The organism is Micromonospora sonneratiae, from assembly GCF_042679305.1.
GTDB lineage: Bacteria > Actinomycetota > Actinomycetes > Mycobacteriales > Micromonosporaceae > Micromonospora_H > Micromonospora_H sonneratiae.
In genome coordinates this window covers 19,748-42,546 of sequence record NZ_JBHTMP010000057.1, presented here as the reverse complement: position 1 = coordinate 42,546, position 22,799 = coordinate 19,748, and the positions used below count along the sequence as shown (strand labels likewise).

The 22,799-nt window shown below is 69.5% G+C and carries 18 protein-coding genes and 1 pseudogene; 10 read left to right on the top strand and 9 right to left on the bottom strand.

The genetic code is table 11. The features are described from left to right. Window positions 1-217: 217 nt before the first annotated feature. The 5 genes from ACFQ4H_RS27195 to ACFQ4H_RS27175 all read right to left on the bottom strand — a co-directional run bounded on the left by ACFQ4H_RS27195 (window position 218) and on the right by ACFQ4H_RS27175 (window position 6,213). Window positions 218-1,648: a HAMP domain-containing sensor histidine kinase gene (locus ACFQ4H_RS27195; RefSeq protein WP_377575961.1), complete on the bottom strand. Its 1,431-nt coding sequence runs from the start codon at window positions 1,646-1,648 to the stop codon at window positions 218-220. A gap of 29 nt (window positions 1,649-1,677) precedes the next feature. After that, window positions 1,678-2,367 carry a response regulator transcription factor gene (locus ACFQ4H_RS27190; RefSeq protein ID WP_377575958.1) on the bottom strand — a complete coding sequence of 230 codons (690 nt, stop codon included), beginning with the start codon at window positions 2,365-2,367 and terminating at the stop codon, window positions 1,678-1,680. A 102-nt stretch (window positions 2,368-2,469) separates the two neighbouring features. Then, entirely contained in the window at window positions 2,470-4,548 is a 2,079-nt protein-coding gene (locus ACFQ4H_RS27185) for an amylo-alpha-1,6-glucosidase (RefSeq protein WP_377575955.1), read from the bottom strand. Then, window positions 4,545-4,925 (bottom strand): SCP2 sterol-binding domain-containing protein, encoded by a 381-nt coding sequence (locus ACFQ4H_RS27180; protein WP_377575952.1) that lies wholly within the window; start codon window positions 4,923-4,925, stop codon window positions 4,545-4,547. The genes ACFQ4H_RS27185 and ACFQ4H_RS27180 overlap by 4 nt, the downstream gene beginning before the upstream one ends. A 142-nt stretch (window positions 4,926-5,067) precedes the next feature. Beyond that, window positions 5,068-6,213 (bottom strand): class I SAM-dependent methyltransferase, encoded by a 1,146-nt coding sequence (locus ACFQ4H_RS27175; RefSeq protein ID WP_377575950.1) that lies wholly within the window; start codon window positions 6,211-6,213, stop codon window positions 5,068-5,070. A gap of 112 nt (window positions 6,214-6,325) precedes the next feature. On the opposite strand from ACFQ4H_RS27175, the gene thrS reads away from it, so the two are divergent. Then, complete coding sequence (gene thrS, locus ACFQ4H_RS27170; RefSeq protein WP_377575947.1) at window positions 6,326-8,350, top strand: threonine--tRNA ligase; 2,025 nt, start codon at window positions 6,326-6,328, stop codon at window positions 8,348-8,350. 59 nt (window positions 8,351-8,409) lie between these two features. On the opposite strand, the gene ACFQ4H_RS27165 is transcribed toward thrS, so the two are convergent. Continuing rightward, entirely contained in the window at window positions 8,410-9,156 is a 747-nt protein-coding gene (locus tag ACFQ4H_RS27165; RefSeq protein ID WP_377575945.1) for a D-Ala-D-Ala carboxypeptidase family metallohydrolase, read from the bottom strand. A gap of 225 nt (window positions 9,157-9,381) precedes the next feature. Between ACFQ4H_RS27165 and ACFQ4H_RS27160 the strand changes: the two genes are divergently transcribed. Next, complete coding sequence (locus tag ACFQ4H_RS27160) at window positions 9,382-9,894, top strand: HIT family protein (RefSeq protein WP_377575971.1); 513 nt, start codon at window positions 9,382-9,384, stop codon at window positions 9,892-9,894. A 224-nt stretch (window positions 9,895-10,118) separates the two neighbouring features. Here the strand turns inward: ACFQ4H_RS27160 and ACFQ4H_RS27155 are convergent, their stop codons facing one another. Continuing rightward, window positions 10,119-12,275, bottom strand: a complete 2,157-nt coding sequence (locus ACFQ4H_RS27155; protein WP_377575942.1) for an elongation factor G-like protein EF-G2 — start codon at window positions 12,273-12,275, stop codon at window positions 10,119-10,121. A gap of 287 nt (window positions 12,276-12,562) precedes the next feature. On the opposite strand from ACFQ4H_RS27155, the gene pgsA reads away from it, so the two are divergent. The 7 genes and pseudogenes from pgsA (at window position 12,563) to ACFQ4H_RS27120 (ending at window position 18,787) form a co-directional block, all read left to right on the top strand. Continuing rightward, complete coding sequence (gene pgsA, locus ACFQ4H_RS27150) at window positions 12,563-13,189, top strand: phosphatidylinositol phosphate synthase (RefSeq protein WP_377575940.1); 627 nt, start codon at window positions 12,563-12,565, stop codon at window positions 13,187-13,189. After that, window positions 13,186-14,115 (top strand): annotated as a pseudogene (locus ACFQ4H_RS27145) (phosphatidylinositol mannoside acyltransferase); the annotation flags it as partial. The gene pgsA and the pseudogene ACFQ4H_RS27145, both read left to right, overlap by 4 nt. 89 nt (window positions 14,116-14,204) lie before the next feature. Beyond that, window positions 14,205-15,365 (top strand): glycosyltransferase family 4 protein, encoded by a 1,161-nt coding sequence (locus ACFQ4H_RS27140; RefSeq protein ID WP_377575934.1) that lies wholly within the window; start codon window positions 14,205-14,207, stop codon window positions 15,363-15,365. A gap of 81 nt (window positions 15,366-15,446) precedes the next feature. Next, a complete protein-coding gene (locus tag ACFQ4H_RS27135; RefSeq protein WP_377575968.1) occupies window positions 15,447-15,947 on the top strand; it encodes a hypothetical protein in 501 nt (166 codons plus the stop codon). A 202-nt stretch (window positions 15,948-16,149) separates the two neighbouring features. Then, window positions 16,150-17,061 (top strand): pyridoxal 5'-phosphate synthase lyase subunit PdxS, encoded by a 912-nt coding sequence (gene pdxS, locus ACFQ4H_RS27130; protein ID WP_377575966.1) that lies wholly within the window; start codon window positions 16,150-16,152, stop codon window positions 17,059-17,061. A 152-nt stretch (window positions 17,062-17,213) separates the two neighbouring features. Then, the gene (gene pdxT, locus ACFQ4H_RS27125) at window positions 17,214-17,822 is read left to right on the top strand and encodes a pyridoxal 5'-phosphate synthase glutaminase subunit PdxT (protein ID WP_377575932.1); all 609 of its coding nucleotides are present in this window, start codon (window positions 17,214-17,216) and stop codon (window positions 17,820-17,822) included. A 215-nt stretch (window positions 17,823-18,037) separates the two neighbouring features. Then, window positions 18,038-18,787: a YebC/PmpR family DNA-binding transcriptional regulator gene (locus ACFQ4H_RS27120; RefSeq protein ID WP_377575929.1), complete on the top strand. Its 750-nt coding sequence runs from the start codon at window positions 18,038-18,040 to the stop codon at window positions 18,785-18,787. Between the two features lie 82 nt (window positions 18,788-18,869). Here the strand turns inward: ACFQ4H_RS27120 and ACFQ4H_RS27115 are convergent, their stop codons facing one another. Then, window positions 18,870-20,426, bottom strand: coding sequence for a glycosyltransferase family 2 protein (locus ACFQ4H_RS27115; protein ID WP_377575925.1), 1,557 nt, complete (start codon window positions 20,424-20,426; stop codon window positions 18,870-18,872). 2 nt (window positions 20,427-20,428) lie between these two features. After that, the gene (locus ACFQ4H_RS27110; protein WP_377575923.1) at window positions 20,429-21,253 is read right to left on the bottom strand and encodes a glycosyltransferase family 2 protein; all 825 of its coding nucleotides are present in this window, start codon (window positions 21,251-21,253) and stop codon (window positions 20,429-20,431) included. A gap of 280 nt (window positions 21,254-21,533) precedes the next feature. On the opposite strand from ACFQ4H_RS27110, the gene ACFQ4H_RS27105 reads away from it, so the two are divergent. Further along, on the top strand, window positions 21,534-22,709 hold the full coding sequence (locus ACFQ4H_RS27105; RefSeq protein WP_377575920.1) for a YVTN family beta-propeller repeat protein: 1,176 nt from the start codon (window positions 21,534-21,536) through the stop codon (window positions 22,707-22,709). The last annotated feature ends 90 nt before the right edge of the window (window positions 22,710-22,799 follow it).

Below are 22,799 nucleotides of genomic sequence, written 5' to 3'. Positions count from 1 at the left end.
GGGCGCGCGGCGGGCGCTTATGGTTGAGGGCCGCAGCCCGCCGCGCGCATGGCTTCACCGGACCGGTGAGGCGAATGAGGGTGTTTATCCGGCGAAACCAATTTCGGTCGACAGCGATGTTGCCACCGTACGGAAGTGGCCGACAGTGCGTTAAGCCAGAAATAAGACAGACCTGTTGGAGCGGAAAGATTGGGTGGACCGTTGCTGCTGACGCCGGTCAATTGTCCGTAGCGCGGGGCCGGGGCCAACGACGGTTGCCGGGATCCCGCTCCCGGGCCAGGCGGCCAACCAGCCCGAACCGGCTCATCTGGCGTGGCGCTGCCTCCGCGTCGGCCAACAGCATCACCACGCTCGCACCGCCCATCCGGGCCCGGTCGATGCTCACCGAGCCGTTGGCCTGTTGGGCGACCCGCCGGGCGATGTCGAGTCCGAGGCCGGTGGAGCCCTGATCACTGGCCCCTCGGCGGAGCGCCCGGTCCGGGTCGGCGATGCCCGGCCCAGCGTCGTCCACCCGGACCGCCACGTAGCCGTCCCGCCGGGAGACCACCACCTCGAACGCGGTGCCCTGCGGGGTGTACCGGAAGACGTTGCCGAGCACCGCGTCCAACGCGGCGGCGAGTTCCGCCCGGGGGACCCGTACGGGGATGCGCAGCTGCGCCCCGAGGACCTTGTGCGGTCGGTTCTGGTCGCCGGCCAGCGCGGCCCAGAACACCATCCGGTCGCGGACCACCTCGCTGACGTCGCACATCGCCGGTCCGGTGTCCTGCGTGACGGTTTTCCGCGTCGTGTTGATCAGGACGTCGACCTCGCCTTCGAGCGTGGCGATCGCCTGGCGGATCCGTCGGATGGTCCGCCTCCGGTCGAGTTCCGCATCGCTGAACGAGCCGGCGCTGGTGTCGTCGGAGTCGAGTGCGTCGGCGTCCAGCCGCAGCACCGTCAGCGGGGTGCGCAGCCGGTGGGACAGGTCGGCGACCAGTTCACGTTCGTCGGTTCGGGAGGTGACCAGCCGGTCGGCCATCCGGTTGAAGGCGTAGCCCGCCTCGGCCAGTTCGCGCGGCCCGCTGGGCTGGATCCGTACGTCGAGGTCACCGTCACCGACGGCCAGCGCGGCCTTGACCAGGCCCCGGGCCGAGGCCACCGCCCGGGCCGCCAGCCGATCCACGACGATCACCGAGACCACCACCAGGCCCACCGCGACGACCAGCAGCATCAGCCAGGTGCCGCCGGCACCCTCGTGCAACACCGCGTCGGGGACGAAGACCTCGACCACCACGACCCGGTCGGTCAGCGGCACCGGCTCCAGCCGGACGACCCCGCCGGGCACGTCGACGACGAGCGGTGTGCGCCCCTGGATGGCTCTCGTCACGTCCTCGCCACGGGATCGGGCCCGACTGTCGCCGGCTGTGTCCCCGCCACCGGATCGGGGCGCGGCGTTGGCGGTCAGACCGTGCACCACCGGCCGACCGGCGGGGTCACCGCCGGTCGCGTCGATCACCCGGTCGAGCGTCGCCGGCTCGGTGCTGACCAGCAGTGCGCCGGCCACCGTCGCGCTCCGGCCGGCGGCGTCGGCGATCGCCTCCTCCCGGGCCTCGCGCTGGAGCACGATGCCGAGCGGGATCAGGAACGCCAGGGCGATGATGGTGGTCATGCCGGCCCCGAGGTAGGCCAGGGCCCGCCTCAGTCCGGTGCCACCAGCCGGAATCCGACTCCCCGCACGGTGTGCAGGTAACGGGGCTTCGCTGCGGACTCGCCCAGTTTGCGACGAAGCCAATATAGATGTACGTCGATTGTCTGGTCTTCGCCGACCGATGGCTGCCGCCATACCTCCTCCAACAACTCCCGCCGGGAGACTACCCGGCCAGGTCGTGCGGCTAGGTAAGCCAGCAGGTCAAACTCCTTGCGGGTCAGCGCCAGGGGCACCCCGTCGAGCTGGGCGCTGCGTTCGCCGACGTCGATCCGTAACCCGCCCACCTCGTGTACCGCCGGCGGCACGACGCGACTGGCCCGCCCGGCCCGCCGGAGCACGGTGGTGATCCGGGCGTCCAGGTGCGCGCCGGTGAACGGCTTGACCATGTAGTCGTCCGCCCCGGCCCGGAGCAGCCGGACGATCCCCTGCTCGTCGTCACGGGCGGTGGCGATGATGATCGGTACGTCGGTGATGCCCCGTAGCATCCGTAACGCGTCCGCGCCGTCGAGGTCCGGTAGGCCGAGATCGAGTACGACCAGGTCCGGGACCTCTGCGGCCACCCGACGCAGCGCGTCGAGCGCAGTACCAACCGCGTGAACCGAGTGACCGCGGTCAGCCAGGGAACGCAGCATTGCGCCTCGGACGACATGGTCGTCCTCTACCAGGAGCACCGTGGCCACGTAGAGACCGTACTGTGCGTCGCGGGCACCCGGTGGCACCGCCCGGGTGAGTTGGCCGGTGTCGCCGGATCGACGGTGCTCCGGTGGCCCCCGGAACGTGGATCAGACCGGGTAGTGGGCGTGCCGGTGGTGGTGTGACGACGAGTCGACCTGGCCCCGTCCGAACGCGTCGACCCGGCCCCACCGCCCGGGAATGTTCAACAGCTCGATCCGGCCCATCTCCTTCGGCAGCGCCGGGACGACGACAAGGTGTTCCTCACACGGTTGCAGACCGAGCATCACGGCCAGCAACAGCAGCGGGGTTCCGGCGGACCAGGCCTGCGGGCTGCAGGCGGTCGGATACTCGACGGGATACTTGGTCAGGGTCCGGTCGTAACCGGCGAACGCCTCCGGCAGGCGCCCGTGGAAGTACTTCGAAGCTTCGATCATGCCTTCCGCGATCAGGCCCGCCTCCTCGGCGAACCCGTACCGGCGCAACCCCCAGGCGATGATCGAATTGTCGAACGGCCAGACCGTCCCCACGTGGTAGCCGACCGGGTTGTACCGTCCCTCGCCCTTGGCCAGGGTGCGTATCCCCCAGCCGGAGAAGAGCCTCGGCCCCACCAGGTGCGCGGCGACCTTCTGCGCATGCTCGTAGTCGAGGATCCCGCTCCACAGCAGGTGCCCCATGTTCGAGGTGAGCGAGTCCACCGGATTGCCCTCGATGTCGAGGCCGACCGCGTAGTACTCACCGTCGGCCACCCAGAAGTCGCGGTGGAACCGCTGCTTGAGTTCGGCCGCCTCGCGTTCCAACCGCTCGGCGAGTGCCGGGTCGTTCCAGAACTGGCGGGCGAGCCGGGCACAGCGCCGTTTGGCGTCGTACGCGTACCCCTGGAGTTCGCAGGTGGCTCTGGGGAAGGCCGGCAGGCGGCCGTCCCGATACGAGATCCCGTCCCAGGAGTCCTTCCAGCACTGGTTCTCCAGGCCGTTCTTCGTGTTGCGGCGTTCGTACCAGATGTAGCCGTTCCCGAGGATGTCGCCGTACTCGTCGATCCAGTGCAGCGCTGCCCGGGCGTCGGTCTCCAGTTCCCGGATCAGTGCACCGTTGCCGGTCCAGCGTTCGTACTCGTCGAGCAGGATGAGGAACAGGGGGGTGCTGTCGGCGCTGCCGTAGTACGGCGAGTGCGGCTGCTCCTCGAACGCCGCTGACTCGCCGTTACGCATCTCGTGGAGGATCTTGCCCGGTTCCTCGTCGCGGAAGTCGTCCAGTCGGGTACCGATCAGCAGTGACAGCACGCGCAGCGTCGTCTCGGCGAGTTCGGGGATGTACGGAAGCGCCTGGAGACTGGTGAAGACGCTGTCCCGCCCGAACAGCGCCATGAACCAGGGCAGACCGGCGGCGGGCATGGTCTGGCCGGTCGCGCCCAGCGGCTGGTAGCGCAGGGCGGCGAGGTCGACCAGACTGCGCTGGTACGCGGCCGACAGTTGCTTGTTGTCACAGTTCAGGACGGGCGCATCGGCCAGCCACCGGTCCAGCTTCTCCTGCATGGTGGCCTTGACCCAGTCCGGGTTGTGGCGTATCCCCTCGCGGATGTCCCGTCCACCCGCAGCCTCGACCCGGGTGTTGACCTGAAGCTCGGTGTGCCAACTGTCGTGGGCCTCGATCCGTACGGTGAACGTCAGGCCCTGCTCGTCGACCTGCGCGGGTTGGCTCGACGTGATCAGGGTCTCGCGTCGGAACCTTTCTCGCTGGTAGCCGAGCCGTAGCAGGTTGCCCTCGACCCGGGTGTAGGACTTTCCCTTCTTGTGCTGGATGTCCTTGATTTCGAAGAGGTCCGCGAAGTCACTGGCCGCCTCCACCCGGACGGTGAGTTCGGCTGGTTCGTTCTTGTGGTTGAGGATCGTCAACACCTCGTTGAAACTGCCGCCGATGGTGCGCTGCCGGATCACCGAGATCTTCGCGTCGACGTAGTGGGTCGGTTCCCCCGGTACGAGGAAGAACCGGGTCTCGAAATACTGGATGTCGTCGACGGAAAGCGGGTTGAGCCGCTCGCCGTCGATCGTGAGATGCCACTTGGACAGGAAGCGTGTGTCGTACAGGAACATGCCGGTCGGCACGCTGGGGGAGGCGTCGATGTCCCCGCTCTTGTCACTGACCACGAAGCTGCTGCCGTCGATGATGCTGACAAGATCCTCGTTCATGGCTGCTTCCTCTCCGCGTTCACCATTGCCCGGGGATGGCGGGCGACGGGTGGCCCGGGAATGAGGCGAAGGAAATTGATGAACAGCTCCAGCTCACCCTGCGATGAGATCTCGTTCCGCAGCACCGCCGCCGCCGGTTGCGTCTCCCCGCTGACGATCTGGTCGAACGCCGTCCGATCACCACGTACGACGCAGTCGGCTTCCCGATCTGCCTCCTGCGAGACCCACACGTTCTGGTCGTTCAGGGTGACGAACCAGCGATCCAGACCCGCATCGGTCGCGAGGTCGAACCGGAGTGTTCCTTCGACGCTTCTGGGTAGCCGATCGATTCGGCGCTGGTTGATCGCGCTGAAGAACTCCTCGGTCGGAACTGCCATCGGTCCCCCTCTGCAAGTACGTCACAGCAGGCACGACGTCACCGAAGCCACCACCGGACACTGGGGGCACGACAGGCACGACCGGCCACGAGGTCACAGCGGTACGTGGCGGTATAGCCCCGTCGGCGGCAGCTAAACCCGGTCAGGGGAGACGGAGGATCCAGCGGTACGCCTGCACCAGCCCGGTGTCGAAGCCGGCCGCGGATCCCCACAGGAAGAGCCGGAAGCGGCGATAGAGCGGCTCACCCCAGTTCGCCACGATCTTCTCCTGGGCCGCGTCGAGCCGCTTGGCCCACTCCCGGCAGGTCAGGTAGTAGTTGTGGCGATCGTCGGCGAGGCTGAGCAACTCGAACGGCGAGTGGGCCACCTGACGCAGGTACTGGTGCAGCAGCAGTGGGGCCGACGCCCCGGGATAGATGTACCGCTTCATGAACGTCGACGCGATGTGCTTGCGGCGCATCGCCAGTGCGTCCAGGTAGACCCGCCCACCCGGGCGTAGCAGCTCGGCGTACTTGCGCAGGGTGGTCCGGTAGTCGGGCAGATGCTCGGTGACGCCCATGTTGACGATCGCGTCGTACCGCCGGTCGGCGGAGTAGCCGAAGATGTGCTGGCGGACCACCCGTACCGGCAGGTTCTCACGTTCGAAGAGTTCGGTGAGAAAGCGTTCGGACTCCCGGGACAGCGTGGTCGTGGTGACGTTGATCCCGCGGCGGGCGGCATGCTCGGCGAAGGCGCCCCAGCCCCCGCCGACCTCCAGGACATGGTCGCCCGGTCGGACCGCGATGGCATCCAGGGCGAGGTCCATCTTCCGGGTCATCGCGTCCTCGAGCGGCTCGTCGTCGGAGACGAAGACCCCCTCGGTGTAGCAGCGGTGCCGGGTGTCGAGGAAGGTGAGGAAGAACTCGGAGTCCTCGTCGTAGTGGTGGGAGATCGTCCGACGGTCGTCCTCGTGACGCCCACCGCGCAGCAGCGCCGGCAGGAACCGGCCCAGCCACGACAGCGGGTGGAAGTCGGGGAAGAAGCCGCGCATCCTCAGCGCGGCGGCAAGGTCACCCTCGACGTCGAGCCAGCCCTGTAGATAGGCGACCGCCACCCCGAACTGGTCCAGCCCGGCGAGGGCCTTCGCGCCTCTCGGGTCGGTGATGGTGATGGTGAACAGTGGATCGCCACTGCCGAATACGTGCGCCGGTGAACCGGCCGTGCCCACCGCGAACGGCATTGCCGGCCGGGTGGCGAAGTATGTCGCGTACCTGCGTTGCAGGGCGTTGACCACGTCCGACGGTCCCACCGCGTCAATCTAACGGCCGCATCGGCGCGAGGTGAAGAAAACCGGACCGATAGCATCGCAGGAGCCGAAGTGCGGGTGCCGCCCGCGCTGTGTTCCCAACGAAGGAGTCACCGTGTCATCACCCCGTACCCCTGTCGTGACCGACCCCGTCGTCGTCGCGGCCGGGACGACGGCGGCCGACGCGGTGGCCGCGGCGGGCCTGCCCACCAGCGGCCCGACCGCGATCGTGGTGGTCCGCGACCCCGAAGGTGGGCTGCGTGACCTGGACTGGGTGCCCGACAGCGACACCCCGGTAGAGCCGGTCGCCATCGACTCGCCGGACGGGCTCAACGTGCTGCGGCACTCCACCGCCCACGTACTCGCCCAGGCCGTGCAGGACATCTTCCCCGAGGCCAAGCTCGGCATCGGCCCGGCGATCGACAACGGCTTCTACTACGACTTCGCGGTCGACAAGCCGTTCCAGCCCGAGGATCTCGCCAAGCTCGAGAAGCGGATGCAGGAGATCATCAAGTCCGGGCAGCGGTTCCGGCGGCGCCGGTTCGAGAGCCTGGACGAGGCGAAGGCCGAGCTGGCCGCCGAGCCGTACAAGCTGGAGCTGGTCGACGTCAAGGGCGCCGATGCCGGGGTCGGTGTCGGGCTCGACGCCGGCGAGGTGATGGAGGTCGGCGGTGGTGAGCTGACCATCTACGACAACCTCGCCGCCAACGAGGACAAGGTCTGCTGGTCGGACCTGTGCCGGGGGCCGCACCTGCCGAGCACCCGCCTGATCGGGGCGTTCAAGCTGATGCGCTCGGCCGCCGCCTACTGGCGCGGCTCGGAGAAGAACCCGCAGCTACAGCGGGTGTACGGCACCGCCTGGCCGACCCGGGACGCGCTGAAGGCGTACCTGAAGCTGCTGGAGGAGGCGGCCCGCCGCGACCACCGCAAGCTCGGCCGCGATCTGGACCTGTTCAGCTTCCCCGACGAACTCGGCTCGGGCCTGCCGGTCTTCCACCCCAAGGGTGGGGTGATCAAGCGGGAGATGGAGGACTACGTCCGGGCCCGCCACATCGAGGAGGGCTTCGAGTACGTCGGCACCCCGCACGTCTCCAAGCAGGGGCTCTTCGAGACCTCCGGCCACCTGCCGTACTACGCCGAAACGATGTTCCCGCCGATGGAGCTGGAGGGCAGCGCCTACTACCTCAAGGCGATGAACTGCCCGATGCACAACCTGATCTACCGCGCGCGCGGGCGGTCGTACCGGGACCTGCCGCTGCGGCTGTTCGAGTTCGGCTCGGTCTACCGTTTCGAGAAGTCCGGCGTGGTGCACGGCCTGACCCGGGTGCGCGGCTTCGCCCAGGACGACTCGCACTCGTACGTCACCCCGGAGCAGGCCCCGGGCGAGATCCGGCACCTGCTCAACTTCATCCTCGGGCTGCTGCGCGACTTCGGCCTGGACGACTTCTACATCGAGCTTTCGACCCGGGACCCGAAGTCGGACAAGTTCATCGGTTCGGACGAGGAGTGGGAGAACGCGACCCGGGTGCTGGAGGAGGTCGCCCTGGAGACCGGCCTGGAGCTGGTTGCCGATCCGGGTGGCGCGGCCTACTACGGTCCGAAGATCTCCGTGCAGGCCCGGGACGCCATCGGCCGGACCTGGCAGATGTCGACCATCCAGTACGACTTCAACCAGCCGGCCCGGTTCGGGCTGGAGTACCAGGCGGCGGATGGCACCCGGCAGCAGCCGGTGATGATCCACTCGGCGAAGTTCGGCTCGATCGAGCGCTTCCTCGGGGTGCTCACCGAGCACTACGCCGGGGCGTTCCCGGCCTGGCTGGCGCCGGTTCAGGTGGTCGGCATCCCGATCCGGGAGGAGCACACCGGCTACCTGGACGAGTTCGTGGCGGCGCTGCGGGCCGAGGGGGTCCGGGCCGACGTCGACGCCTCCGACGACCGGATGCAGAAGAAGATCCGTAACGCCCAGCAGCAGAAGATCCCGTTCATGGCGATCGCCGGTGACGCCGATGTCGAGGCCGGTACGGTGTCGTTCCGGTACCGGGACGGCTCGCAGCGCAACGGGGTGCCGTTGGCCGAGGCGGTGGCGCACGTCGTCGAGGTGGTTCGGTCCCGGACGAATGCCGGTCCGACCGCCGAGTAGGTGATGTCAGGAAGGACCCCTTTGTGGAAGAAGGGGTCCTTCCTGGCGCTTCTGGCAGGTCAGACCCCGCAGTTGGGGGCGGACCAGAGCCGGACCGGCGAGTTGGAAACGTGGACGTGGTCACCGTGCCCGGTGTAACCCGGACCGAGGATCTCCCGGAAGCCGTGGTAACGGGCCTGCTGGGCGAGGCGGCACAGGGAGTGGGGTCCGGCACCCAGGTCGACCCCGTCACCGTAGAGGTGGCGGCTGTTCGCGCTGCCACCGACCGCACTGTTGCACGAATAGCTGCGGAATCCGCTGGTGACCCGGATCGACTGGTCACCGAGCGCGTGTCGGAGCGCCTGCAGCTTCCACATCGACACCAGCGCGTTGAACCGGGCCGTGCCGGCGGCTACCGCCCCGCCGGACCAGGTGCTGTTGCAGCCGTTCAACTCGGGGTAGGTGAAGTTGATCGGGGTGCAGTCGTTGTCCTGCAGGGCGTACAGCTTGCTGAACGTCTGCGGACCGGCCGCACCGTCGGCGGACAGGCCGTACGCCTGCTGGAACCGGATCAGGGCGGACCGGGTGGCGGGCCCGAACGAGCCGTCGAGCGCCAGGACCGAGTTGTAGCCCGGGTAGCCGGAGATGCGGATCTGGAGTTGCCGTACATCCTCACCGGTCATTCCGTAGGTGAGGGCACGCCCCCAGGTGTAGCAGCCGTCAGCCTGCGCGGGTGAGCCGGTGGCGACGACACCGACCAGCGCGGTGGCGGCGGTGAGAACACCGGCAGCCAGGAGTCTGCCGATGCGCCTGAGCATGGGTTTCATACGTCGAACCACGGAGTCCTCCATCGATCGATGTCATGCTGGAAATGAATAAAAGCTTCATCGCGCTGACAATTGACGGTCAAGAGTCTTCATTCGTGGACATCATTTCGAGCGACTCGTCCGGACGGGACTCCCGGGCAGGCCGGCGACGGGTGGGCGCCGGTGTATTCGCCGAACCGTAGGATCGGCGATGTGACAGGGGTGGAACGGGACGCGGGCACCAGCATGGCGGACGGGTTGGAGCGGCTCTGGACGCCGCATCGGATGACCTACATCTCGGGGGGTGACCGGCCCGCTGGTGGTTACGAGCAACCGGCTGGCTGTCCGTTCTGCCTGGCGCCCGGGCGGCCCGCCGAGGAGAGCCTGGTGGTCGCCCGGGGGGAGCACGTCTTCGTCGTGCTCAACCTCTATCCGTACAACCCCGGGCACCTGTTGGTCTGCCCGTACCGCCACGTGCCCGACTACACCGACCTGGATCCGGCCGAGACCGCCGAGCTGGGGGCCGCGACGCAGACCGCGATGCGGGTGATCCGGCAGGTCAGCAACGCGCACGGGTTCAACATCGGAATGAACCAGGGTGGGGTGGCCGGCGCCGGCATCGCTGCCCATCTGCACCAGCACGTGGTGCCCCGGTGGGGCGGCGACTCCAACTTCATGCCGGTGATCGGCCAGACCAAGGTGCTGCCCCAGTTGCTGGCCGACACCCGTGACCTGCTGGCCGACGTCTGGCCGACCTGATCGTCGCCTCGGGGCCGCCGGCCCTCGCGTCGACCAGTCTGGCGAGCCCCTCGAACGCGCCCGTCCCGGGCGCGCGTCGGAAGCGCTCGCCAGCAATGACCGTCAGTGTCCCCGTCCACCTGGGTCGGCTGACCGGGCCACCGGTGTCGCCTCTGCCGGGGCGAGGTGCCCAAGATCCTGGTGATCAGGTACCCGCACCCCGACACGCCGGCGACACGCCCGAGTCACTCCCTGGTCATCGCGACCTTGCGGGCCTGGTCGGCGAGGTGGGTGGGCATCGGATCATGGCGGGCGAACTCGCGGCGGAAGCTGCCCGTACCCGAGGTCATCGAGCGCAGCTCGACCGCGTACCGCAGCAGCTCGGTGGCGGGAACCTCGGCCCGGACCAGGGTCCGCTCACCACTCTCGTCAGGCTCGGTTCCGAGGACCCGGCCGCGTCGGCCGGACAGGTCGCTCATCACCGCGCCGACGAACGAGTCGGGGACCTTGATGACCACGTTGTCCACCGGTTCGAGGAGGGTCATCTGCCCCTTCTCGGCCGCGTCACGTAGCGCCAGGGCACCGGCGGTCTGGAACGCCGCGTCGGAGGAGTCGACGCTGTGCGCCTTGCCGTCGAACAGGGTCACCCGCAGGTCGACGACCGGGTAGCCGGCGACGATGCCCCGTTCCATCTGGGTGCGTACGCCCTTCTCCACCGACGGGATGTAGTTGTGCGGCACCGCGCCGCCGACCACCCGGTCGACGAACTCGAAGCCGCTGCCCCTGGGCAGCGGCTCCACCTCGATGTCGCACACGGCGTACTGACCGTGTCCACCGGACTGCTTGACGTGCCGGCCGTGACCCTTGGAACCGGCGGCGAACGTCTCCCGCAGCGCGATCCGTACCGGTTCGGTGTCCAGGTCGACCCCACCGGCGCGAAGCCGGTCCAGCACCACGTCGGCGTGCGCCTCGCCCATGCACCACAGCACCAGTTGGTGGGTCTCCGGGTTGCGCTCCAGACGCAGGGTCGGGTCGCCGGCGACCAGCCGGGCCAGGTTCTTGGCCAGGGCGTCCTCGTCGGAGCGGGTCTTGGCGACCACCGCCACCGGCAACAGCGGCTCCGGCATGTCCCACGGCGCGATCAGCAGCGGGTTCTCCTTGGTGGAGATGGTGTCACCGGTCTCGGCGGTCCCGGACTTGGTGATCGCGCAGAGGTCACCGGCCAGACACGCCGACACCTCGCGCAGGGCCGCACCCAGCGGCGAGTAGATGTGGGCGATCCGCTCGTCGGCGTCGTGGTCGGGGTGGCCACGCTCCGCCATGCCGTGCCCGGACACGTGTACGGTCTGCTCCGGTCGTAGGGTGCCGGAGAAGACCCGGACCAGCGACACCCGGCCGACGTGCCGGTCGATGGTGGTCTTCACGACCTCGGCGACCAGCGGCCCGTCCGGGTCGCAGGCCAGCGGCGGTCTCGGCGAGCCGTCCACCCCGGTGACGGCGGGCAGTTCGTGCTCCAGCGGCGAGGGGAACCCCTCGGTCAGCACCGCCAGCAGGCGGTCGAGCCCGACCCCGGTCTCGGCGCACACCGGCACCACGGGGTAGAAGTGGCCCCGGGCGACCGCCTTCTCCAGATCGGTGATCAGCAACTGGACGTCGATCTCCTCGCCGCTGAGATAGCGGTCCATGAGGGTCTCGTCCTCGCTCTCGGCGATGATGCCCTCGATCAGCTCGTCCCGTGACTCGGCGATGGCGGGCAGGTGCTCCGGGTCCGGCTCCCGTACGACCACCGGACCGGCCGAGTAGTCGAAGACCCGGCGGGTGACCAGCCCCAGCAGTCCGGCGACGGAGACCCCGTCGTCACCGAGCATCGGCAGGTAGAGCGGGAGCACGTTGTCGCCGAAGACCCGCTGGCACAGGGCCACCGTCTCGTCGAAGTCCGCTCGCGGATGATCCAACCGGGCGACGGCGACAGCCCGGGGCATCCCGACCGAGGCGCACTCCTCCCACAGGGCGACGGTGGCCGCGTCCATGCCGTCCACGGCCGATACGACGAACAGGGCGGCGTCGGCGGCCCGCAGGCCGGCCCGCAGCTCCCCGACGAAGTCCGCATAGCCGGGAGTGTCCAACAGGTTGATCTTCACGTCGTTGTGCACGATCGGCGCGCAGGCCAGGCTTACCGAGCGTTGCTGGCGGATCGCGGCGGGGTCGTGGTCGCTGACCGTGGTGCCGTCCGCGACAGTGCCCGCGCGGCTGACCGCGCCGGTCATGGCCAGGAGCGCCTCGACCAGGGTCGTCTTGCCGGCACCGGAGTGGCCGACGAGCACCACGTTGCGGACCATGCCGGGCTCGGTGACCACCGGCGTCGGGCCGGTGGATCCCCTCTCCTGATTCTTCTGCGCCATTCGGGCGCACCTCCCTCTGCCGTTGGATGGTGGCGACCGCCGCGCGCGACGGGGAACCTGCCGGGCGATTCCTGCGGCGATATCCTCGGGTGGCCTGTTGGGTGCCGGGAACGTGCGGGGTAGCCGGGTGAGGTGCCTCACGCCCCCATTGAGATCCCACACCCGTGCCGGGCTGTGCACAACCCCACGACACGAAGTAAGCGCCGGGCTGTCTACAACGTCACGACGCGAAGTAGGGACCACCGTGCGTGCCGCCGCCGGGCGGCGCCCGTTATCGTGAGACCGCCATGGCGAAGATCTTCCAAGTGTCGGCCAGAGCGGGCATGACCCGCGTTGTCGAGCCGGTCGCCCGCGGCCTGCTGCGTAGCGGGGTGTCCCCGAACGCGGTCACGGTGGCGGGTACCGTCGGTGTGCTCATCGGCGCGATCGGCTTCGGTGCCCGAGGGCACCTCGTGGCAGGCGCACTCATCGTGACCCTGTTCGCGCTCACCGATCTGCTCGATGGGACGATGGCCCGGATGCGTGGCGGTGCCACGAAGTTCGGTGCCTTCCTGGATTCGAGCATGGACCGGGTGGCCGACGGGGCCATCTTCGGTTCGGTGACCTACTGGCTGGCCACCCAGGGCGACTCCTGGGGAGTGGTGGCGGCCGTCATCTGTCTGGTTGCCGGTCAGGTCGTCTCGTACGTCAAGGCGCGGGCCGAGGGCCTCGGGATGACCTGCAACGTCGGCCTCGCCGAACGTACCGAGCGGCTGATCGCCGTCGGTGTCGGCGCGTTGCTCAGCGCGGTCGTCGACTGGGGGCTCACCGCGGCGCTCTGGGTGCTGGCGGTCCTGTCGGTGATCACCGTCGGGCAGCGGATCGCCCACGTCCACCGCCAGGCCCAGCGGGCCGAGATGGGCGTCGACGCATGAACCCGGTCGAACTCGGCTACCTCGCCGGCTGGCGGCTCGTCCGGCTGCTGCCCCGGCCGGTAGCGGCGGCGGCCTTCCGGGCGGGCGCCGACTACGCCCACCGCAAGGGCGGCAAGGGTACGGCGAGACTCGCCACGAACCTGCGCCGGGTGGTCGGCCCGGAGCTGCCGCCCGCCGAGTTCGACGAGTTGACCCGGCGGGCACTCCGCTCCTACGCCCGGTACTGGATGGAGGCGTTCCGCCTGCCGTCGCTGTCCCGGGCGCAGGTACGCCAGGGGTTCCGCCTACAGGGGGAGGAACTGCTGGCCGCCGACGTCGCCGCCGGTCGGGGAGCGGTGATCGCGCTGCCGCACTCCGGTAACTGGGACGCGGCGGGGGCCTGGGTGGCCGCCATGGGCTGGCCGTTGACCACGGTCGCCGAGCGGCTCAAGCCCGAGGCGATCTACGAGCGCTTCCTCGCGTTCCGGCAGGGCCTGGGAATGGAGATCGTTCCGGCCACCGGTGGTGACCGACCGCCGTTCGAAGTGCTGGTCGACCGGGTGCGGGCCGGTCACGTGGTGCCGCTGCTGGCCGACCGGGACATGTCGGCGCGGGGCGTCGAGGTGGACTTCTTCGACGGCCGTACCCGGATGCCGGCCGGTCCGGCGTTGCTGGCGATCCGTACCGGAGCGCCGCTCTACGTCGCGTCGCTGTGGTATGAACCGGACGCGGCGTGTGGCGTGCTGGAGGGCCCGCTCGACGTGCCCGATCCGGACAGCGGGTCACTCGACCAACGGGTTCGGCTGCTCACCCAGCGCGTGGCGGATCGGCTGGCCGCCGGCATCGCCCGCCATCCGGAAGACTGGCACATGTTGCAGCGGATGTGGCTCGACTCGACAGGGACACCAGCGTCCCCGGTCGAGGCGTCCGTGGTGGGCACGCAGGTGGGAGACCCGATCCCGGGTCCGCTACCGGGAGAGTCGACCGCGGTGAGTCCGCCGACCACACCCGGGCCGGCCTGAGGGGGAGGGGCGCAGTGCGCATCGGCATCGTGTGCCCGTACTCCTTCGACGTGCCGGGTGGGGTGCAGAACCACATCATGGATCTCGCCGAGGCGTTGATCGGCCTCGGCCACCAGGTCAGCGTGCTGGCCCCGGCGGACGAGGACGGTCCGCATCCGCCGTACGTGGTGCCGGCCGGCCGGTCGGTTCCGGTCCGTTACAACGGCTCGGTGGCCCGGATCACGTTCGGCCCGGTCTCCACCGCCCGGGTACGCCGCTGGCTGGCCCGGGGCGACTTCGACGTGCTGCACGTCCATGAGCCGTTCGTGCTCAGCCTGTCCCTGCTGGCCGTTCTGTCCTCCCGGGGACCGGTGGTGGCCACCTTCCATACCGCGATGACCCGATCCAAGGCGTTGGCCGCCGCCCAGGGCATTCTGCAGTTGGTGCTGGAACGGATCACCGGTCGGATCGCGGTCAGCGCGTTGGCCCGGAAGGTCCAGGTCGAGCACCTGGACGGGGGTGCGGTGGAGATCCCAAACGGGGTCGCGGTGGCCAAGTTCGCCGATGCGCCGGCGCTGCCCGGTTGGCCCGGGCCGTGCGGCCTGGGGGAGGGCGGCACACTGGGGTTCCTGGGCCGGTTCACCGAACCGCGCAAGGGTTTCCCGGTGCTTCGGGAGGCGTTCGTGGCGCTGGCCGCGCAACGGCCCGGACTGCGTCTGCTGGTGGCCGGGCCGGGCGATGTGGCGGACCTGCACGAGGGGGTACCACCCGCGTTACGGGACCGGATCACCTTTCTCGGCATGGTCTCCGAGGAGGACAAGGCGCGGATGCTACGCAGCGTGGACCTCTACGTTGCCCCGAACATCGGTGGCGAGTCGTTCGGAATGATCCTCACCGAGGCGATGGCGGCCGGTACGACAGTGGTGGCCAGCGATCTTGACGCGTTCCGCCGGGTACTGGACGGTGGGCGCGCGGGTCGCCTCTTCACCACCGGTGATCCCGTGGCGCTCCAGCGGGCGCTGGCCGAACTGTTGGATGATCCGGCCGGCCGGGCCGAGTTGTCGGCATGCGGTAAGCAGGTGGTGGCGTCGTTCGACTGGCCGGTGGTTGCCCGCCGGGTTCTTGAGGTATACGAGACGGCGATCGAGGCCACCAACGGCCGGGTGATCGACGAGGAGTGGACCGGACCGCGCTGACCAGGACCGCGGGTGGCACGGTCGGAGCAGCGTCGAGGCGCAGATGCGCACTCGTGGAGCGGAATGGGGAGCGACACTACGATGCCGGGCATGTGGTGGGTGGTGGGCGTTGTCGCCGTGGTTGTCCTGGGCTCGGTGTATCTGGCCTGGACGGCGGCCCGGGTGGACCGGCTCCATCTGCGGGTCGCGTCCGCCGCCCGGGCGCTTGACGCACACCTGCTGCGTCGGGCGGCGGCAGCGGCGGTGCTGGCCGAGGAACGCTATTCGGTGGAGTTGTACGCGGCGGCCCGGATCGCGCTCGACGCGGGTCCGGACGAGCGGGAGGCGGCGGAGAACGATCTCACCCGCCAGTTGCGGAGCACCCCACTGGCTCCGGACGACCAGTCGGCCGAGGCGGTGGTCGCGGCCAGCCGCCGGTTGGCGCTCGCCCGCCAGGTACATACCGATCTGGTACGCGATGCGCTGTCTGTCCGTCGGCGGCCGATCGTACGGCTGCTGCGGATGTCCCGCAAGCACGACCGCCCGCACTACTTCGACGTCGACGATCCGACCCTGACACCGGCGCACCTGTCGGTGGCGTGATCCCCGCCGCACCGGGGATCCCTGCCGTACCGGCGAGCGTTGTCAAGGGCGTGCCGTGCTGCGCGGCCGGGTGAGCGTTGCCACAGTGCAGGCCACCGGAGGGTCGATTGGCTGTCGGCCAGGGCGGTTGCGGCGAAGTAGCATCGGGACCGAGCTGCCCCGACCGTCTCTGAGGAGCGAAAACGCCGTGTCCGAATCCGCCGTGCAGCCTGCTGCCAACACCCCCGCCACGCCTGTCGTCGGCACCGCCCGCGTCAAGCGCGGGATGGCCGAGATGCTCAAGGGTGGTGTGATCATGGACGTGGTCACCCCCGATCAGGCGAAGATCGCCGAGGACGCCGGCGCGGTCGCGGTGATGGCGCTGGAGCGCGTACCGGCCGACATCCGCGCCCAGGGTGGCGTGTCCCGGATGAGCGACCCCGACATGATCGACGGGATCATCAACGCCGTCTCCATCCCGGTCATGGCCAAGGCCCGCATCGGCCACTTCGTCGAGGCCCAGGTGCTTCAGGCCCTCGGCGTGGACTACGTGGACGAGTCCGAGGTGCTGACCCCGGCCGACTACGCCAACCACATCGACAAGTGGGCCTTCACCGTGCCGTTCGTGTGCGGGGCGACCAACCTGGGCGAGGCGCTGCGCCGGATCACCGAGGGCGCCGCGATGATCCGTTCCAAGGGCGAGGCGGGCACCGGTGACGTGTCCAACGCCACCATGCACATGCGCAAGATCCGCGATGAGATCCGTCGGCTCACCTCCCTGCCCGCCGACGAGCTGTACGTCGCGGCGAAGGAGCTGCAGGCCCCGTACGAGCTGGTCAAGGAGGTCGCCGAGACGGGCAAGCTGCCGGTGGTCCTGTTCACCGCCGGTGGTATCGCCACCCCGGCCGACGCCGCGATGATGATGCAGCTCGGCGCCGAGGGCGTCTTCGTCGGTTCCGGGATCTTCAAGTCCGGCAACCCGGCACAGCGGGCCGCCGCGATCGTCAAGGCGACCACCTTCTACGACGACCCGGACGTGCTGGCCAAGGTGTCGCGTGGCCTGGGCGAGGCGATGGTCGGCATCAACGTCGACGACATCCCCGTCCCGCACCGGCTGGCCGAGCGCGGCTGGTGAGTCGACCACTGCGAGTCGGGTAGCCCGGACCGACACCGACCGGTCCGAATCGCCCCTCAGGTGCGCCTGGTCTGCCCGGACCAGGCGCACCTTGCTGGGGTGGGACACCGGCTTGCGCCGGATCAGCCGTACCACCTAGGGGGTTGTGAAACGTGAGTGGTCAACCGGTCATCGGGGTGCTCGCCCTGCAGGGCGACGTACGTGAGCACGTGAACGCGTTGGACGCCAGTGGCGTGACCGCCCGTCCGATCCGCCGTCGCGAGGAACTGGACCAGGTCGACGGCCTGGTCATTCCCGGCGGTGAGTCGACGACGATGAGCAAGCTGGCTGACGTGTTCGGGCTACGGGACCCGATCCGTGAGCGGATCGGCGACGGTATGCCGGTCTACGGCTCGTGCGCCGGCATGATCATGCTGGCCACCGAGGTGCTCGACGGGCGACCCGACCAGCGGGGCTTCGACGGGATCGAGATGACCGTGCGTCGCAACGCGTTCGGTCGGCAGGTCGATTCGTTCGAGGCACCGGTGGAGATCACCGGGGTGTCCGGGCCGCCGTTCCACGCCGTCTTCATCCGTGCGCCGTGGGTCGAACGGGTGGCCGACGGGGTGGAGGTGCTGGGCCGGGTCACCGAGGGGCCGGCGGCTGGCCGGGTCGTCGCGGTACGGCAGGGAAACCTGCTGGCCACCGCCTTCCACCCGGAGCTGACCGGTGACCTCCGGGTGCACCGCTACTTCGTGGATCTCGTCCGGAATGCGGCGTAGTACCCCGCAGCACCAACGGGGCCGCGGTGGTGGCGGGGTCACGGAGTAACCAGCCGCCGGTAAGATTGGCCCGTTTCGGGAGCCGAACCTGGCCGCGATCACTCTATCCGCCCCACGGACGCCGAGGTCTTGCGATCGACCCCGGTGGAAATCAGCGAGGGGTGTCGGGGGACGTGGAGGGTGACGCCGAGTCGGGGTAGCAACGGAGGTCATCCATGTCCGGCCACTCAAAGTGGGCGACGACCAAGCACAAGAAGGCGGTCATCGACGCCAAGCGCGGCAAGATGTTCGCTAAGTTGATCAAGAACGTCGAGGTGGCGGCCCGCACCGGCGGTGGTGACCCGGCGGGTAACCCGACCCTGTACGACGCCATCCAGAAGGCGAAGAAGAGCTCGGTCCCCAACGACAACATCGATCGCGCGGTCAAGCGGGGCTCCGGCCTGGAGGCCGGCGGCGCCGACTACCAGACGATCATGTACGAGGGCTACGGCCCGAACGGTGTCGCCCTGCTCATCGAGTGCCTGACCGACAACCGCAACCGGGCCGCCACCGAGGTGCGTACCGCGCTGACCCGTAACGGTGGTTCGCTGGCCGACGCCGGCTCGGTGTCGTACATGTTCTCCCGCAAGGGTGTGGTGATCGTCCCCAAGGCGGGGACGACCGAGGACGACGTGATGATGGCCGTGCTCGACGCGGGTGCCGAGGAGGTCAACGACCTCGGTGAGGCGTTCGAGGTGGTCTCGGAGCCGGGCGACCTGATCCCGGTCCGTACCGCTCTCCAGGACGCCGGCATCGACTACGAGTCGGCGGAGTCGTCCCTGATCCCCAGCGTGACGGTGCCGCTCGACGAGGAGGGCGCCCGCAAGATCTTCAAGCTGATCGACGTGCTGGAGGACTCCGACGACGTGCAGAACGTCTACGGCAACTTCGACGTCTCCGACGAGATCATGGCGGCGGTCGGCTGACCGGTCAGCCCGACGGTGGTCGGACCGACCGGGCGAGGATCTGGCCTCTCCTCCCACCGTGGACCCTGCCACGGGGTCATGGTCAAGCGGACGGTTCCGGGGGCACTGGCCGGTCGCTTTGCCGGTAGCCGGCCGACGGTGTGTACATCGGGGTCGCGCCCAGCCGTCCGGCCCGGCGGTGGAGGTCCCGGAAGAAGTCCCGGTGGAGGCTCCGGTGGTGGTTCCGGCGCAGGTCGAGGCGGACGCGATCGGGCCGGATCCGCCACCACCAGTGGTGCTGCCGCCCGGTGGGGCCGGACAACCGGTGCCACAGCGCCCGGTCGACGAGCAGCAGCCCGCCGGGGGGCCTCCGCGCAACGCGTACCTGGTCGGGTCGGCGGTGGACCGGGCGACCGGCGTACAGCCCGGCGGCGGGGAAGCGGGTGGCCAGGGCGAGGAGTTCGTCGAGGGCACCGGCGGCCAGTTCGACGGTGGAGTCGACCAGGAGCAGGTAGTCCCCGTGCCCCGGTCGACCGGCCTGCTCCACAGCCGTGGCGAGTACGGCGGGATCCCGCACCGGAGCCGTCTGGACCACGGTGACGTGTAGCCGGGCCCAGGACGAACGGAGGCTGGCCAGGCATCGGTCGAGGGCCGCCGGATGCCGGTGGGTGACCACGACGTCGACCGTCGGCACGATGCCGGGCCGTGGACCGGGCGGACCGGCCGCGCGCAGCCCGTCGGCTCGTGCCCAGCGTCGTCGTCGGCGTAGCCGGCCAGCGAAGTTCACCAGCAGGAACCCCGGCAGGTGCGGCCAGAGCCCGGGCCGGGCCGCCACGACGGCGAGGTTACGACCGGTTCCGGCGGCTGGCGAGGCGGTCACGGATCCGGCAGCGGGACCGGGGTCGGGCAGTGCCGTGAGTTCGCTGTTGCCCCGCCGCCAGCGGTCGGCCACCCCGATCAGTTCGCGCCAGCGGGGCAGCACCAGCAGGAAGCCGCCCGGCCCGACCAGCAGCCGTTCGTCGGGCGTGAACCGCGACCGGACGTACGCGTCGTCGGCGGTCAGCTCCGGGAACGTGTCCCAGCGGGCCCGGCCGGCGACGTTCACCGCGTAGCAGCCCGCCCCGACGACCTGACCGGCCACCGCGGGCAGGTTGAGCCACACCGCCGCGAAGTCGCGGCCCAGGCGGTCCGCCGGGCGTACCAGCACGGGTCGGGGGGCGACCAGGCGTGGTGCCGTACCGGCCTCCAGCGCGGTCAGCAGGGCATCCAGCGTGCCCGGGGTCAGTACGGTGTCCGCGTCCAGATAGATCGTCGGGCAGCCGCGCCGATGCCGGTCGCCGGCGTTCAGCGCGCCTGCCTTTCCCGCCACCGGCATTTCGACCAGCAGGATCTGCCGTCGGCTCGGCGGAGCAAACCCGGCCACGCTCGACGGCGGATCCGTGTCGAGGTCCTTGCCGACCGCGCGGACGGCGTCCGCCGTGCCATCGGTACAACCGTTCGCCACCACGATGATGCGCAGGTCGATGCCGGTGGCGTCGCGCAGCACGGCCCGTAGACAGCCGCCGATCAGTGTCTCTTCGTCGTGTGCCGGTACGACGACGTCGAGCAGCCGCGAGGCGGGCGACGGTACGGGGCCGCCCGGTCCCGATGGTCCCGGCACCGTCACCGCATCCCGGGCCGGCCGTGGAGCAGCGCCACCATGCCGTGCACCGCGAGGAACACCGCTGCGGCCGGCCACCGTGCCGGGGTGGTGACCAGGCTGCGCAGCGCGCCGTGGTAGCGGGCGAAGTCGTCCGGGTGGGGCGGCAGCTTGGCTGCGGTCACGAGTTCCCGGTTGCCCCGGTGGTAACGACAGCGGGCCCGTACCAGCGCGGCCAACCCGTCCGGCACCACGACCTCGTAGCTGGCGGATTCGACGATCCGGCGCTCGTGCGGGGCGAAGTGCCAACGTACCCACTTGTCGTCCGAGTGCAGCCGGGGGAACTCGCCCCACCGACGCCGTCCCTGCTCGGACACCGCGTACGCGCCGAAGGTGACCGGGGAGCGTCGGACGTAGGGCAACTCGCGCCAGACCCGGTAGTAGGCCCGGGACACCAGGCTCTGCGGTGGTGCCAGGCGCAGCACCGGTACGGCGAAGTGCACACCGGTGCCGGGGGCGAGGGCCTCGGCGAGGTCCGCGATGGCCCGGGGCGAGAGGGTGGCGTCCTGGTCGAGGTAGAGCCGAGGTGCGGGGGGCAGGTGCCGGTCCGCCGCATCGAATGCGGCGCCGCGCCCCGGCGGGGTACGGATCACGGTGCACGCCGCTCCGGTGGCGGTGAGCATGGGGGCGAGCCGCTGAGCCTGGGCGAAACTGTCCGCCCGACTGTCGTTCACCGCGACAACGACGGCAAGCTTGCCGGTGAAGCGTTGTCGGGCCAGGGACGTCATGCTGCGGACCAGCAGCCGTGAACCCTGGTGGGTCGGAATCACTACGCCGAAGTGGGACAACCGTCCTCCTCACCCGTGTGAGCTGGTTGCGGCTGAACTCCCCCGTGGTGCCGACACTGAACTTGCTATCCGTTCTAGCTGCTCGATGCATCACCGTCGCAGACAGGCTGTCCGACTGATCCGGCCGGGCCGATGGGCCGGTTGCGCAGGTTGGACGGTGCGCTGACCTGACATGTCGTACATAGTGCGACTGAGGAAGGGGCAACAGGGCCAACTGGTTGCGGGGCTGATAGTCGGGAAATGGGAGAAAGGAGGTGATTCGTTAGTAAAGTCGGAAGCTGTGACCAGGGTGAAGAGGGGCATCGCCGTAGTTCTGGCGGGCGTGCTGTCCGTGGTGGCCGGCTGTACCGAGCGAAGCCCGGGACCGGAGGAGTCGGCCGGTGCGAAGGGCAACCCTCCGGTACCGGCCAACGAGCTGATCGCCGGCATGCCCGCCTATCTGGCCAACGCCAACGTCTACGCCGCCGCCGGGCCGGACATGCTGCTCGAGCAGGTACGCCAGGACAAGCCGCTGATCTACGTGCCCAACACCATCAGCGACGACGTGTACGTGATCGATCCCGCCACCTACCGGGTGGTGGACAAGTTCGCCGGTGGGCCGGAACCCCAGCACGTCGTGCCGTCGTACGACATGCGGACGCTCTACGTCGCCTCCAGCCGCATACCCGACGGTGGCCTGGTTCCGATCGATCCGCGCACCGGCAAGCCGGGCGAGTTCATGAACCTGGAGGACGTCTACAACCTCTACTTCACGCCCGACGGCAAGCAGGCGATCGTGGTGGCCGAGGCGTACAAGCGCCTGGACTTCTACGACCTGGGAAGGTGGCAGCGTACGAAGTCGGTGGAGTTCCCGGAGTGCGCCGGCATCAACCACATGGACTATTCGGCCGACGGCAAGACCATGCTGTTCAGTTGCGAGTTCGCCAACCGGATGCTGGTGCTCGACGCGGTCACGTATGAGAAGGTGCGACAGTTCGATCTGAACGTGGTGCCGGACGGAATGCCGCAGGACACCCGACTCACCCCGGACGGCCGGCACTTCCTGGTGGCCGACATGAACGCCGACGGGATCTACGTCTTCGACTCGGCGGCCACCAGAGCGCCCGACTTCATCCCCACCGGGGAGGGGGCGCACGGCATCTACTTCAGCCGGGACGGACGGGTCGCGTACGTGACCAACCGGGGCGAGGGAAGTGTCACCGTACTCGATCTGGCGACGCTCAAGCCGACCACGACCTGGCGGATTCCCGGTGGTGGGAGCCCGGACATGGGCGGCGTGTCCGCCGATGGCAAGGTGCTCTGGCTCTCCGGCCGCTTCCACGACGAGGTCTACGCGATGAGCACCGACGACGGTCGTCTCCTGGCCCGGATCCCGGTCGGACGTGGCCCGCACGGACTGACGATCTGGCCACAGCCCGGCCGGTACTCGTTGGGGCACACCGGCAACATCCGCTAGCCCGGCCAGCCGGGGCTGGTGGGCCACGCCCGGGGCCGCTGCGCCGCCTACTCGCGCCCGGTAACGCCGCCTACTCGCGCCCGGTGGGCC

What these genes read in the sequence shown, in the direction of transcription:
- ACFQ4H_RS27195 (WP_377575961.1), bottom strand. Translation starts at nt 1,648, where the DNA reads ATGACCACCATCATCGCCCTGGCGTTCCTGATCCCGCTCGGCATCGTG.
- ACFQ4H_RS27185 (WP_377575955.1), bottom strand. Translation starts at nt 4,548, where the DNA reads ATGAACGAGGATCTTGTCAGCATCATCGACGGCAGCAGCTTCGTGGTC.
- ACFQ4H_RS27180 (WP_377575952.1), bottom strand. Translation starts at nt 4,925, where the DNA reads ATGGCAGTTCCGACCGAGGAGTTCTTCAGCGCGATCAACCAGCGCCGA.
- ACFQ4H_RS27165 (WP_377575945.1), bottom strand. Translation starts at nt 9,156, where the DNA reads ATGAAACCCATGCTCAGGCGCATCGGCAGACTCCTGGCTGCCGGTGTT.
- ACFQ4H_RS27160 (WP_377575971.1), top strand. Translation starts at nt 9,382, where the DNA reads ATGGCGGACGGGTTGGAGCGGCTCTGGACGCCGCATCGGATGACCTAC.
- ACFQ4H_RS27155 (WP_377575942.1), bottom strand. Translation starts at nt 12,275, where the DNA reads ATGGCGCAGAAGAATCAGGAGAGGGGATCCACCGGCCCGACGCCGGTG.
- pgsA (WP_377575940.1), top strand. Translation starts at nt 12,563, where the DNA reads ATGGCGAAGATCTTCCAAGTGTCGGCCAGAGCGGGCATGACCCGCGTT.
- ACFQ4H_RS27135 (WP_377575968.1), top strand. Translation starts at nt 15,447, where the DNA reads ATGCCGGGCATGTGGTGGGTGGTGGGCGTTGTCGCCGTGGTTGTCCTG.
- ACFQ4H_RS27120 (WP_377575929.1), top strand. Translation starts at nt 18,038, where the DNA reads ATGTCCGGCCACTCAAAGTGGGCGACGACCAAGCACAAGAAGGCGGTC.